Below are 12,340 nucleotides of genomic sequence, written 5' to 3' on the forward strand. Positions count from 1 at the left end.
AATGAGCGGCCCTCCATCCGTCCATGGTTGGATGCGAGAGAGAGGGTGTACCGGGGGCGACGGCCAGCCCACTCCGATGGAACTGGCAGGCGGGAACCGTAACTGGCAGGCGGGAATCGTGAGGATCTTCGGCAAGGGACGGCATCGGCCCTCCGCCTCTTGGCGGCAGGCCACCGATCGTGCGTTCACGCTGATCGGCGACGGTCGGTACGAGGACGCGGGCGCGCTGCTGACACGTGCCGCGGACCTGGAGCCGTGGCTGTCCGAGTCCTGGTTCAACCTCGCCCTGCTGCACAAGTTCCGGCACGACTGGGAGCAGGCGCGGGCGGCCGGTCTCCGGGCCGTCGCGCTGCTCGACCGGGAGACCGGGGCGCCCGACTGGTGGAACGTGGGCATCGCCGCGACCGCTCTGCAGGACTGGCCGCTGGCCCGCCGGGCCTGGCAGGCGTACGGGCTGCGGGTACCGGGTGGTGCGTCCCGGCCGAGGCCCGGGAGCGGCCCCGGCGACTCCGGGGAGCCGGTGGGCATGGACCTCGGCAGCGCGGCCGTACGGCTCTCGCCGGAGGGTGAGGCCGAGGTCGTGTGGGGGCGGCGGCTCGACCCCGCCCGGATCGAGGTGCTCTCCATTCCGCTGCCGTCGTCCGGGCGGCGCTGGGGCGAGGTCGTTCTGCACGACGGGGTGCCGCACGGGGAGCGGACCACGGCCGCGGGGCACGCCTATCCGGTGTTCGACGAGATCGAGTTGTGGGCGCCGTCGCCGGTGCCGACGTGGGTGGTGCTGTTGGAGGCCGCGACCGAGTCGGACCGGGACGCGCTGGAGCGGCTCGCGGCGGACGCCGGGTTCGCCGCGGAGGACTGGTCGTCGTCGGTGCGGTTGCTGTGCCGGCTGTGTTCGGAGTCGCGGATGCCTTCCGATGAGGGTGACGGGGATCATCTCGATCCGCACGATCACAGTGAGCCGGGGCATCCCGGGCCGTTGGGGCATGTCACGGACGGGCAGTTGTGGGCGCCGGAGCGGGAGTGCGGGATTGCCGCGCCGGCTTCGCTGGTTCGTGGGTTGCTGGACGGATGGGTGGCGGACAGCCCGGATTCTCGTGACTGGCGGGATTTGGAAGAGGTTTGCTAGGGAGCGTGCGGTCCGTCTTCGGCTGCGGGCTCGTTGTGGCTCATCGTGCCCACGCGGCGGAGCCGCAAGTGTCACAGCCCCTCGTCCCTGACGGGGCGCCCCCTGGGCGGCGCGATCCCCGTACCCTGTATCAGCAACTTCACCCCTTGTTTTTCTGAGGAAGGCGTACGTCTGTCATGGCCCAGCAGGACACCGATCAGCAGCACGTGGGCGTGCTCCCCGTCGACGACGAGGGGTTCGTCGTCGATACGGAGGACTGCGAGGAGCGCGAGCAGGCGTACCGGGAGCGTGGCACGTCGCTGCCGATCACCGTGGTCGGGAACCCGGTGCTGCACAAGGAGTGCAAGGACGTCACGGAGTTCGGCGACGAGTTGGCGAAGCTGGTGGACGACATGTTCGCCAGCCAGCGCACGGCGGAGGGCGTGGGCCTGGCCGCGAACCAGGTCGGCGTGGATCTGAAGGTGTTCGTGTACGACTGCCCGGACGACGAGGGCAACCGGCACGTCGGTGTGGTCTGCAACCCCAAGCTGGTCGAACTGCCCGCCGAGACGCGCCGGTTGGACGACAGCAACGAGGGCTGTCTGTCGGTTCCGACCGCGTACATGCCGCTGGCCCGCCCCGACTACGCCGAGGTCACCGGGCAGGACGAGAAGGGCAACCCGATCAAGGTGCGCGGCACCGGTTACTTCGCGCGGTGCCTGCAGCACGAGACCGACCATCTGTACGGCTACCTGTACATCGACCGGCTCTCCAAGCGCGACCGCAAGGACGCCCTACGGCAGATGGCCGAGAGCGAGGCCCGCTACCCCGTGGTCGCGAACGACTGAGACGGAGAACGGCAGCCGAGGCGGGAGCCTCGCCGCCGACTCCCCCAGCCGGGCGTCCGGATGGGCGGCGTCACGCCCGCACCGGGTCAGCTCTCAGGCGGCCTGCGGGCCGCGGAAGGTCCTGCGGTAGGCCTGCGGGGTCGTGCCCAGGGACCGTACGAACTGATGGCGCAGGGCGGCGGCGGTGCCGAAGCCGGTGCGCCAGGCGATCGCGTCCACCGTCTCGTCCGTCGCCTCCAGCAACCGCTGGGCCAGCAGTACCCGTTGGCGCAGGATCCAGCGGTACGGGGTGGTTCCGGTCTCCTGCTGGAAGCGGCGGGCGAACGTGCGGGGGGACATGTGCGCGCGGGCAGCGAGCTGTTCGACGGTGACCTCCTCGTCGAGGTGCCGTTCCATCCACACGAGCACCTCGCCGACCGTGTCGCACTGCGAGCGCGGCAGCGGCCGCTCGATGTACTGGGCCTGGCCGCCGTCGCGGTGCGGCGGTACGACCATCCGCCGGGCGATCTTGTTGGCGACCTCCGACCCCTGCTCCTTGCGGACGATGTGCAGACAGGCGTCGATCCCCGCCGCCGTGCCCGCCGAGGTGATCACCGGGTCCGCGTCCACATACAGCACGTCCGGCTCGACCACCGCCCGCGGATACTGCCGGGCCAGCTCCTCGGCGTGCTGCCAGTGCACCGCGCAGGGCCGCCCGTCCAGCAGGCCGGCCGCGCCGAGCACGAACACCCCTGAGCACACGCTCAGCACCCGGGCGCCCCGGTCGGCGGCCCGGCGCAGCGCGTCCAGCAGCTCGGCCGGGTAGATCCGGCGCACATAGCTCTCGCCCGCCGGTACGACGACGAGGTCGGCCTCGTCGAGCCGGTCCAGGCCGTATGACGTGGAGATCGTGAACCCGGCGTGCGTTCGCAGAGTCGGGCCCTCCGCCGACGCGACCGCGAAGTCGTACACCGGCAGGCCCTCGTCGCTGCGGTCGAGGCCGAAGACCTCGCAGACGACGCCCAGTTCGAAGGGATGCACGCCGTCCATGAGGATGGCGGCCACGTTCTTCAACATGCTGCCAGTGTGCCTCGGAAGTGGCAGTAATTCGAAGGGGTGCGGCAGTCCTGCCACTGTTTGTCAGGGGTGTTCGGCGCGACAGTAGTGTCCATGGATACGACACAGCTGCAAGGACTCATCGGAACACTGGCCGTTCTCGGACTGCTCGCCCTGGTCATGCTGCCCTCGATCATCGGAGTCGCGCACGACCGGCGCATCGACCGGCAGCTCAGGCAGGCGGAGGAACGTGCCGCTGCCCTCGACGGATCCGGCCCGGAGCGGCGCGCCCGCGGCACCTCCGCGCACTCGCACCGCATCGCCCGCGCCGCCTGATCGCATACCTGCACGGCAGCGAGGGGTGACGTCCGCGTCACGAAGACGGTCGTCAACGGCGGCAAGAACGTCATCGTCGGGACGTCGAAGACCATCACGTTCCCGATCGCCATCACGGTCACCGTCACCGGCAAGCTGACCCGGGCCAACTGGGAGACCCTTAAGTACAACGGGTTCGGTGGGCAGCCGGTCCAGCTCCAGTTCAAGAAGAAGGGCGCCGCCCGCCACACCAGGGTCAGGACGGTGAAGTCGGGCAGCGCCGGGAAGATCGGCACCAAGGTGACCGTCACGTCGGCGGGCAGTTGGCGCTGGTACTTCCCCGGCCTGACGACGACCGCGAGGGTCGCGTCGGCCGGGGACGCCGTCATGCTCAAGTGACCTCGGCGGCCTAGAAGTCCTCGTCCAGGTCGACGGTGCCCTCCACCGCGACCTGGTACGCGGACGGACGCCGCTCGAAGAAGTTGGTCAGCTCCTGGACGCCCTGCAACTCCATGAAGGAGAACGGGTTCTCGGAGCCGTAGACCGGTGCGAAGCCGAGGCGCGTCAGCCGCTGGTCGGCGACGCACTCCAGGTACTGACGCATCGACTCGGTGTTCATACCCGGGAGGCCGTCACCGCACAGGTCTCGCCCGAACTGCAGCTCGGCCTCGACGGCCTCCCTCAGCATGTCCGTGACCTGCTGCTGGAGCTGGTCGTCGAAGAGCTCCGGCTCCTCCTTGCGCACGGTGTCCACCACCTCGAAGGCGAAGGACATGTGCATCGTCTCGTCGCGGAACACCCAGTTGGTGCCGGTGGCCAGACCGTGCAGCAGGCCCCGGCTGCGGAACCAGTAGACATACGCGAAGGCGCCGTAGAAGAACAGGCCCTCGATGCACGCGGCGAAGCAGATCAGGTTGAGCAGGAAGCGGCGGCGGTCCGCCTTGGACTCCAGGCGGTCAAGCTTGTCCACCGAGTCCATCCACGTGAAGCAGAACTCCGCCTTCTCGCGGATGGAGGGGATGTTCTCCACCGCCGCGAAGGCCGCCGTCCGGTCCTCCGGGTCGGGGAGGTAGGTGTCCAGGAGCGTCAGATAGAACTGGACGTGCACGGCCTCCTCGAAGAGCTGACGGCTCAAGTAGAGCCGGGCCTCGGGGGAGTTGATGTGCTTGTACAGCGTCAGCACCAGGTTGTTCGCGACGATCGAGTCGCCCGTCGCGAAGAACGCGACCAGGCGGCCGATCAGGTGCTGCTCGGCGGGGGAGAGCTTCGCGAGGTCGGCGACGTCCGAGTGGAGGTCCACCTCCTCGACGGTCCAGGTGTTCTTGATCGCGTCCCGGTAGCGCTCGTAGAAGTCCGGGTAGCGCATCGGGCGGAGAGTCAGCTCGAAGCCGGGGTCGAGCAGGTTCTGGTGAGTCATCACAGCCGGCGCGAAGCGCCGTCCTCCAGGGTGGTGGTCGGGTGGCGGGCGGGAATTACTGGCAGGCTTCGCAGGACTCGGGGTTTTCCAGGGAGCAGGCGACGGCCTCTTCCGAGGAGGCCTGCTGGACGGGGACGGTCTTCTCAGGCTGCTGGGCCTGCGCCTGTGCCGCGCGGGCGATGCGGGTGGCCGGGCGGGAGCGCAGGTAGTACGTCGTCTTCAGGCCCGACTTCCAGGCGTACGCGTACATCGAGGAGAGCTTGCCGATGGTCGGCGTCTCCAGGAACAGGTTCAGCGACTGGGCCTGGTCCAGATACGGCGTGCGCGCGGCGGCCATGTCGATCAGGCCGCGCTGCGGGATCTCCCAGGCCGTGCGGTACAGCGCCCGCACCTCGGCCGGGATCCACGCGAACTCCTGCACCGAACCGCTCGAGTCGCGCAGCGCCTCACGGGTGCGGGCGTCCCAGACGCCCAGCTCCTTCAGCTCCTGCACCAGGTACGAGTTGACCTGGAGGAACTCGCCGGACAGCGTCTCGCGCTTGAACAGGTTGGACACCTGCGGCTCGATGCACTCGTACACACCCGCGATGGACGCGATGGTGGCCGTGGGCGCGATCGCGAGAAGCAGGGAGTTGCGCATGCCGGTCGACGCGATGCGCTCACGCAGGGCCGCCCAGCGCTCCGGCCAGGTGAACTCGACGCCGTAGTGGTCGGGGTGCAGCACACCACGGGCCGTACGGGTCTTCTCCCAGGCCGGCAGCGGGCCGTTACGCTCGGCGAGGTCGGCGGAGGCCTCGTAGGAGGCGAGCATGATCCGCTCGGCGATCCGCGTGGACAGGGTCTTCGCCTCAGGGGAGTCGAAGGGCAGGCGCAGCTGGAAGAAGACGTCCTGGAGGCCCATCGCGCCGAGGCCGACCGGGCGCCACTTGGTGTTGGAGCGGCCCGCCTGCTCGGTCGGGTAGAAGTTGATGTCGACGACACGGTCGAGGAAGGTGACGGCGGTGCGGACGGTCTCGTCCAGCCGCTCCCAGTCCATGTCGCCCGCCGCCCGGTCGACGAACGCGCCCAGGTTCACCGACCCCAGGTTGCAGACCGCCGTCTCCCCGTCGTCCGTGACCTCCAGGATCTCCGTGCAGAGGTTGGAGGAGTGGACGACGTGGCCCGGCTCGGCCGTCTGGTTGGCCGTGCGGTTGGCCGCGTCCTTGAAGGTCATCCAGCCGTTGCCGGTCTGCGCGAGGGTGCGCATCATGCGGCCGTAGAGGTCACGGGCCGGGATGGTCTTCTTCGCCAGTCCGTTCGCCTCCGCCTCGCGGTACGCGGTGTCGAACCCCTCGCCCCACAGGTCGACCAGCTCGGGCACGTCGGCCGGGGAGAACAGGGACCACTGCTCGTCGGCGTTCACCCTGCGCATGAACTCGTCCGGGATCCAGTGCGCCAGGTTCAGGTTGTGCGTACGCCGGGCGTCCTCACCGGTGTTGTCGCGCAGCTCCAGGAACTCCTCGATGTCGGAGTGCCAGGTCTCCAGGTAGACCGCGGCCGCGCCCTTGCGCCGGCCGCCCTGGTTCACGGCGGCGACCGAGGCGTCCAGGGTCTTCAGGAACGGCACGATGCCGTTGGAGTGTCCGTTCGTGCCCCGGATCAGCGAACCGCGCGAGCGGATGCGGGAGTACGACAGACCGATGCCGCCGGCGTGCTTCGACAGGCGGGCCACCTGGTGGTAGCGGTCGTAGATGGAGTCCAGCTCGTCCAGCGGGGAGTCGAGGAGGTAGCAGGACGACATCTGGGGATGGCGCGTACCGGAGTTGAAGAGCGTGGGGGAGGAGGGGAGGTAGTCGAGGCGGCTCATGAGCCGGTAGAGCGCGGCGACTTCGTCGACGGCGCGGGGGGTGTCGTCCTCGGCGAGACCGGACGCCACGCGCAGCATGAAGTGCTGGGGCGTCTCGATGACCTTGCGGGTGATCGGGTGCCGGAGCAGATAGCGGCTGTGCAGGGTGCGCAGACCGAAGTAGCCGAAGCGGTCGTCGCCGGCCGGGTCGATCAGGGCGTCGAGACGCCCGGCGTGGACGCGCGTGAACTCCGCCGTGCGGTCGGCGACGAGGCCCTCACGGTGGCCCACGGCGATGGACTCGGTGAACGTCGTGACGCCCTGCGAGGCGGCCTCGGCGCGGATGCCGATGGCCAGCAGCCGGGCGGCCAGCTTCGAGTAGGCGGGGTCCTCGGAGATCAGGCCCGCGGCCGCCTCCGTGGCCAGCTCGCGCAGCTCCGCCTCGCCGGCCCGAGCGGACCGGCCGCGCAGCGCGGCGGCGGCGACCCGGCCCGGGTCGGCGTCGGAGAGGTCGATGGTCAGGTCGGTCAGGGTCCGCAGCAACGCGGTACCGGGACCGTCGGTCTCCGTCGCCTGGTCGGCTGAAGCCAGATCGGCTGAAACCGGGTCGGCTGGCGCGATGGTCACGTGGGGCTCTCCCTCGCTCGGCAAGGGGCCTTGGGGAAGGCAGGCAGCAGCACACGAGCGCACCGAGGCGTCGCGTCCACCGGCCCATTCCACGAGGCCCGGACGTCAGGGCACCCGGACCGGACGGCCGGGCGCACTGTCGGCAGGTGTTCGGACTGAACAAGCGCGCGAAAGCGCGCAAGTACACCATTGCGGGACAGTTCCGGATTCGCACCGGATTCCCCTGCGGCGACAGCGAGCATGAGCATACATCTAGTGCCAGGGCGCGGTGTCACCCCCACATGTTGTGTCGCATTCGGCTGCGCAGGGTGTCAGAGCGTCAACTCATAGGTGATCAGCGTGAGGTCGAAGAGGTCGGGGAGGGGCTTCCAGTCGCGCTCTGGTGTGCGAGTGAAGCCCAGCCGTTCGTAGATGCGATGGGCGGCGTGCATGGTCCGCTGGGTCGACAGCACGACGCGTGCACAGCCCTCCACGGCCCGGGCACGCTCCAGACAGGCCCGGACGAGCGCCTCGCCGGCACCCCGGCCACGCGCCTCCGGAGCGACCGCCAGCATCCGTATCTCGGCCTCTCCCGCACGGGCGATGTCGGCCATGGGGCCGCCCGCCGGGACGAAGGTCACACCGCCGAGCGCCCGGCCGTCCGCCACCGCCACGAGCACGTCGGCCGCGGCGGCCCGCTTCGCCACGTCACGCAACTCACCGAGGTACTGGTCGCTCTCCCCGAAGTCCAGCAGCCCGTCGCCGAGGTAGGCCTGCGCGGTGATCTCGCCGAGGGTGGCGTACTCGTCGGGGGAGATCTGCCTGATGGTGATGTCCATGGCTCGAAGTCTGCCGCAGGGGCGGGAAAGCGGGTCCGAGGTTTTCCACAGGGGCGACCGCTTGTCCGATGATCAGCCAGGCGGCGCCGCTTGGCCGCGTGCCTGCTCAGCCCACCGCCGGCCACCGCGGCAGCGTCGCCACGAAGTGCTCGCTGAAGTCGCGGGTGCCCGGACCCAGGGCGACGCGGCCGGTGGCGCGGAGGCGGGCGGTCAGGGCGGGGGACTCGGAGTAGTAGACGCGCCGGGCGGCGGCCGGCACGAACACGGTCTGGCCGCGCGTGAGTTCGCTCGCGCACTCCACGACGACGGCCCCGTCGGCGGCCTCGACGAACGCCTCGTCCCCGCAGACCCCCACGGCCAGCGGATCGTGCAGCGGACAGGTGCCGTCTCCCCCGTGGCGGGTGTACGCGTCCATGTAGGTGCGCATCAGCCGGGCGGCGAGGGCCGTGCCCGGGCCCGCGGCCTCCAGCGCGGCGAGGTCCGCGGGGCGGAACAGCCAGCGGTGCGAGGCGTCGAGGTCGACCATCGTGAACGGGATGCCGGAGGAGAGCACGATCTCGGCGGCGTCCGGGTCGGCCCAGATGTTGAACTCGGCGACCGGGGTGAAGTTTCCCGGCACCTGGGCGGCGCCGCCCATGAACACGAACTTCCTGACGCGGCGGGCGAAGTCCGGGTCCTCCAGCAGCGCGACGGCCACGTTCGTGAGCGGGCCGGTGGCGCACACCGTCAGCTCGCCCTCGCATTCCCGGGAGAGCCGCAGCAGGGCCTGCGCGGATGACTCCGTGGGGTGGGGGGCCGTCGAGTCGGGGAGGGTTTCGTCGCCGAGGCCCGCCGGGCCGTGGAAGGCGGATGCCTCTCGGTAGGGGAGGCGGGAGAGGGGGCGGCCCGCGCCTCGGTGCACCGGGACGTCGGCATCGATGCGTAGGGCTCGGGCCAGGGCTCGGGCGTTGCTGTACGTCGCTGCGGCGGGGAGGTTGCCGCCGACCGATGTGTAGGCCTTGAGGTCCCAGAGGTCTGTGCCCAGCAGGTATTGCAGGGCTACGGCGTCGTCGATACCGGGGTCGCTGTCCAGGACGATCGGTGTGCGAGCGGTCACCTGGCCAGCGTAACCGGATGTTTTTCGCCCCCGCCGCCCCTGCCCTCCCCCCACTCTCGGCTTCGCTCGAGCGGGAGGTGCCCCCACCATCCCCAGGGGCTGTGCCCCTTCGACCCCCTCGGCTCCCTATCGCTCGGGGGATTCTGTCCGTCGGCGGGTGCGGGTTCGTCGTGGTCGATCGCGCAGTTCCCCGCGCCCCCAGAAGGATCGCGCAGTTCCCCGCGCCCCAGAAACATCGCCCAGTTCTCCACGCCCCTGAAATGCAGCACGCAGTTCCCCGCGCCCCTGAAAAGCGGCGCGGGGAACCTTGGTTCCTAGTGGCTCGCTCCCGCCGTTGCCGGGGGAAGCTCCACCTGTACGCCCGCGTCTCCCGCGTCCGCCGTGTAGTCCTCCGGCTTGGTCTCGTCGATGCCGTCGGGGGCCTTGGCGGCCCGCAGGACGAAGGTGAGGATCACCGTGACCACGAGGTTGAGGACGAAGGCCGTCAGGCCGATGTAGCCGATCTCGCCGATCCCGGGGATCTCCGCGGAGGAGCCGCCGAAGTGCTTCTGCGTGGGGGAGGCCACGCCGTACGCGGCGATCGTGCCGTAGAGCATGCCGACCGCCCAGCCGGCGAGGAGGGCCCAGCGGTGGAACCAGCGGGTGAAGAGGCCGCCGACGAGGGCCGGGAAGGTCTGGAGGATCCAGATGCCGCCCAGGAGCTGGAAGTTGATGGCGACCGTCTTGTCCATGGTGAGGACGAAGGCCAGGGCGCCCACCTTCACCAGCAGGGACACCAGCTTGGAGACCTTGGTCTCCTGGGCGGGCGTGGCGTCCGGCTTGATGAAGTCCTTGTAGATGTTGCGGGTGAAGAGGTTCGCCGCCGCGATGGACATGATCGCCGCGGGGACCAGCGCGCCGATGCCGATGGCGGCGAAGGCGACGCCCGCGAACCAGTCGGGGAACATCGTCTCGAACAGCTGGGGAATCGCCAGCTGGCCGTTCTGCACTTGGATGCCGGCGGCGATCGCCATGAAGCCCAGCAGGGCCAGCAGGCCCAGCATCAGCGAGTACAGCGGCAGGATCGTGGTGTTTCGGCGGATGACCTCGCGGCTCTTGGACGACAGCGTCGCCGTGATCGAGTGCGGGTACATGAAGAGCGCCAGCGCCGAGCCGAGGGCCAGCGTCGCGTACGTCCACTGGTTGGCGTCGCCCGGGACGAGCGCGCCGCGCGGCTTGTCCGTCGCCGGGTTGGTCTGGCTGTACGCCTCACCCGCCTTGGCGAAGATGTCGTCGAAGCCGCCGAGCTTGATCGGGATGTAGATGATCGCCACCGCGATGACGATGTAGATCAGGGTGTCCTTCACGAACGCGATCAACGCGGGGGCCCGGAGGCCGGAGGAGTAGGTGTAGGCCGCCAGGACGCCGAAGGCGATCAGCAGTGGCAGGTCCTTGATGAACCAGTTGGTGTCCTCGCCGCCGCCGACGCCCATCACGTCCAGCACCGCCTGGATGCCGACGAGCTGGAGGGCGATGTACGGCATCGTCGCGAGGATGCCGGTCACGGCGACCGCCAGCGACAGACCCTTCGAGCCGAAGCGGCCACGGACGAAGTCCGAGGTCGTCACGTAGCCGTGCTTGTGGGAGACCGACCACAGGCGGGGCAGGAACGTGAAGATCAGCGGATAGATGAGGATCGTGTAGGGCACCGCGAAGAAGCCGGCCGCGCCCGCCGCGTAGATCGCCGCCGGTACGGCGACGAAGGTGTACGCGGTGTAGAGGTCGCCGCCGAGCAGGAACCAGGTGACCCAGGTGCCGAACGACCGCCCGCCCAGCCCCCATTCGTCGAGGCTGTGCTCGTTCTCGGCCTTGCGCCAGCGCGCGGCCAGGAAGCCCATGACCGTGACGGCCAGGAAGAAGAAGATGAAGACGGCGAGTGCCACGCCGTTCACGCCGTCCTTCACTGCGCGGCACCCCCGCTCTGCGTCTCGGACTTGCGGGCGCGCTGGTCACGCTGCCACAGGACGTACGCGGTGGCGGTGAGCACGGTGGAGATGAGCACCCAGGCCATCTGGTACCAGTAGAAGAAGGGGATGCCGATGAACGTCGGGTCCGTCTTGGCGTACGAGCCGACCCAGAGCATCGCCGCAAACGGGGCGAGCAGGCACAGGGCGATGACCACCCGGACCGGTGTCACCACCGGTCTCACCGGCGGTTTCACTTCAGGCGCGTCTGACATACCACGGCTCCGTCCCCTCACTGATGACCTGTGATCACGCGTGTAATGCGCAGGAAATCTAAGGGACGGTTCCACCTTATGGAACCCCTGTCCGCATAACGGATGTGTGCTGGTTCCGAGGAGGAGCCGGGTCGCGAACCGGGCCGCCGAGTGGGATACCTTCCCCGCTCAGCAGCAGCGGAACCCCTGCCGTGGACACGACCTCGCGCCCCGGAAGAACCCGGGCGGCTCAGTCCTGCGGCCGCTTGAGCCTCGCGACGAACTTGTACCGGTCGCCTCGGTACACGGACCGCACCCACTCCACCGGCTGCCCGTCCTTGTCCAGCGAGTGGCGGGAGAGCATCAGCATCGGCAGGCCGACGTCCGTGCCCAGCAGGCCGGCCTCGCGCGGCGTGGCCAGCGAGGTCTCGATGGTCTCCTCGGCCTCGGCGAGATGGACGTCGTAGACCTCGGCGAGCGCGGTGTAGAGGGAGGTGTACTTGACCAGTGACCTGCGCAGCGCGGGGAAACGCTTGGCGGACAGGTGGGTCGTCTCGATCGCCATCGGCTCGCCGTTCGCCATGCGGAGGCGCTCGATGCGCAGGACCCGGCCGCCGGCGGTGATGTCGAGCAGCCCGGCGAGGGTGTCGTCGGCGGTGATGTAGCCGATGTCCAGCAGCTGCGAGGTGGGTTCGAGGCCCTGGGCCCGCATGTCCTCGGTGTACGAGGTGAGTTGCAGCGCCTGGGAGACCTTCGGCTTGGCGACGAACGTGCCCTTGCCCTGGATGCGCTCAAGGCGCCCCTCGACGACCAGCTCCTGCAACGCCTGCCGCACGGTCGTGCGCGAGGTGTCGAACTCGGAGGCGAGCGTGCGCTCGGGCGGCACCGGCGTGCCGGGTGGCAGCGTCTCGGTCATGTCCAGCAGGTGCTTCTTCAGGCGGTAGTACTTGGGCACGCGTGCGGTACGGACGGTCGCCCCGTTCTCGTTCTCCGCACTGCTGACGTCGGTGCTCATGCTCCGCCTTCCCGGCTCCTAGTGGCGTGATCCTTCTGTATA

The 12,340-nt window shown here is 69.6% G+C and carries 12 protein-coding genes and 1 riboswitch; of the genes, 4 read left to right on the top strand and 8 right to left on the bottom strand.

The features are described from left to right. Nucleotides 1-118 precede the first annotated feature (118 nt). Together JIX55_RS33800 and def are read left to right on the top strand one after the other, a co-directional pair. A complete protein-coding gene (locus JIX55_RS33800) occupies nt 119-1,126 on the top strand; it encodes a tetratricopeptide repeat protein (protein WP_257569574.1) in 1,008 nt (335 codons plus the stop codon). Between the two features lie 176 nt (nt 1,127-1,302). After that, on the top strand, nt 1,303-1,953 hold the full coding sequence (gene def / locus JIX55_RS33805) for a peptide deformylase (protein WP_257567020.1): 651 nt from the start codon (nt 1,303-1,305) through the stop codon (nt 1,951-1,953). 93 nt (nt 1,954-2,046) lie between these two features. Here the strand turns inward: def and JIX55_RS33810 are convergent, their stop codons facing one another. Beyond that, nucleotides 2,047-3,009 (bottom strand): GlxA family transcriptional regulator, encoded by a 963-nt coding sequence (locus tag JIX55_RS33810; RefSeq protein WP_257567021.1) that lies wholly within the window; start codon nt 3,007-3,009, stop codon nt 2,047-2,049. Between the two features lie 93 nt (nt 3,010-3,102). Between JIX55_RS33810 and JIX55_RS33815 the strand changes: the two genes are divergently transcribed. Both JIX55_RS33815 and JIX55_RS50980 read left to right on the top strand, forming a co-directional pair. Further along, complete coding sequence (locus JIX55_RS33815; RefSeq protein WP_257567022.1) at nt 3,103-3,324, top strand: hypothetical protein; 222 nt, start codon at nt 3,103-3,105, stop codon at nt 3,322-3,324. Nucleotides 3,325-3,567: 243 nt separating this feature from the next. After that, nucleotides 3,568-3,702 (top strand): hypothetical protein, encoded by a 135-nt coding sequence (locus JIX55_RS50980; RefSeq protein WP_306820057.1) that lies wholly within the window; start codon nt 3,568-3,570, stop codon nt 3,700-3,702. Between the two features lie 10 nt (nt 3,703-3,712). Here the strand turns inward: JIX55_RS50980 and JIX55_RS33825 are convergent, their stop codons facing one another. From JIX55_RS33825 to JIX55_RS33855, 7 genes are all read right to left on the bottom strand, one after another. After that, nucleotides 3,713-4,720 (bottom strand): ribonucleotide-diphosphate reductase subunit beta, encoded by a 1,008-nt coding sequence (locus tag JIX55_RS33825; RefSeq protein WP_257567023.1) that lies wholly within the window; start codon nt 4,718-4,720, stop codon nt 3,713-3,715. Nucleotides 4,721-4,775: 55 nt separating this feature from the next. Beyond that, on the bottom strand, nt 4,776-7,172 hold the full coding sequence (locus tag JIX55_RS33830; RefSeq protein ID WP_257567024.1) for a ribonucleoside-diphosphate reductase subunit alpha: 2,397 nt from the start codon (nt 7,170-7,172) through the stop codon (nt 4,776-4,778). A gap of 124 nt (nt 7,173-7,296) precedes the next feature. Further along, nucleotides 7,297-7,420: riboswitch (cobalamin riboswitch) on the bottom strand. 63 nt (nt 7,421-7,483) lie between these two features. Then, nucleotides 7,484-7,990, bottom strand: coding sequence for a GNAT family N-acetyltransferase (locus tag JIX55_RS33835; protein ID WP_257567025.1), 507 nt, complete (start codon nt 7,988-7,990; stop codon nt 7,484-7,486). 106 nt (nt 7,991-8,096) lie between these two features. After that, a complete protein-coding gene (locus JIX55_RS33840; protein WP_257567026.1) occupies nt 8,097-9,086 on the bottom strand; it encodes a nucleoside hydrolase in 990 nt (329 codons plus the stop codon). A gap of 314 nt (nt 9,087-9,400) precedes the next feature. Then, complete coding sequence (gene mctP, locus JIX55_RS33845; RefSeq protein WP_257567027.1) at nt 9,401-11,029, bottom strand: monocarboxylate uptake permease MctP; 1,629 nt, start codon at nt 11,027-11,029, stop codon at nt 9,401-9,403. Next, nucleotides 11,026-11,304 carry a DUF3311 domain-containing protein gene (locus JIX55_RS33850; protein ID WP_257567028.1) on the bottom strand — a complete coding sequence of 93 codons (279 nt, stop codon included), beginning with the start codon at nt 11,302-11,304 and terminating at the stop codon, nt 11,026-11,028. Before JIX55_RS33850 ends, mctP begins: the two co-directional genes overlap by 4 nt. A gap of 229 nt (nt 11,305-11,533) precedes the next feature. After that, nucleotides 11,534-12,298, bottom strand: a complete 765-nt coding sequence (locus JIX55_RS33855) for a GntR family transcriptional regulator (protein WP_257567029.1) — start codon at nt 12,296-12,298, stop codon at nt 11,534-11,536. Nucleotides 12,299-12,340 lie beyond the last annotated feature (42 nt).

The sequence above is a fragment of the Streptomyces sp. DSM 40750 genome, from assembly GCF_024612035.1.
In the GTDB taxonomy this organism is placed as follows: domain Bacteria; phylum Actinomycetota; class Actinomycetes; order Streptomycetales; family Streptomycetaceae; genus Streptomyces.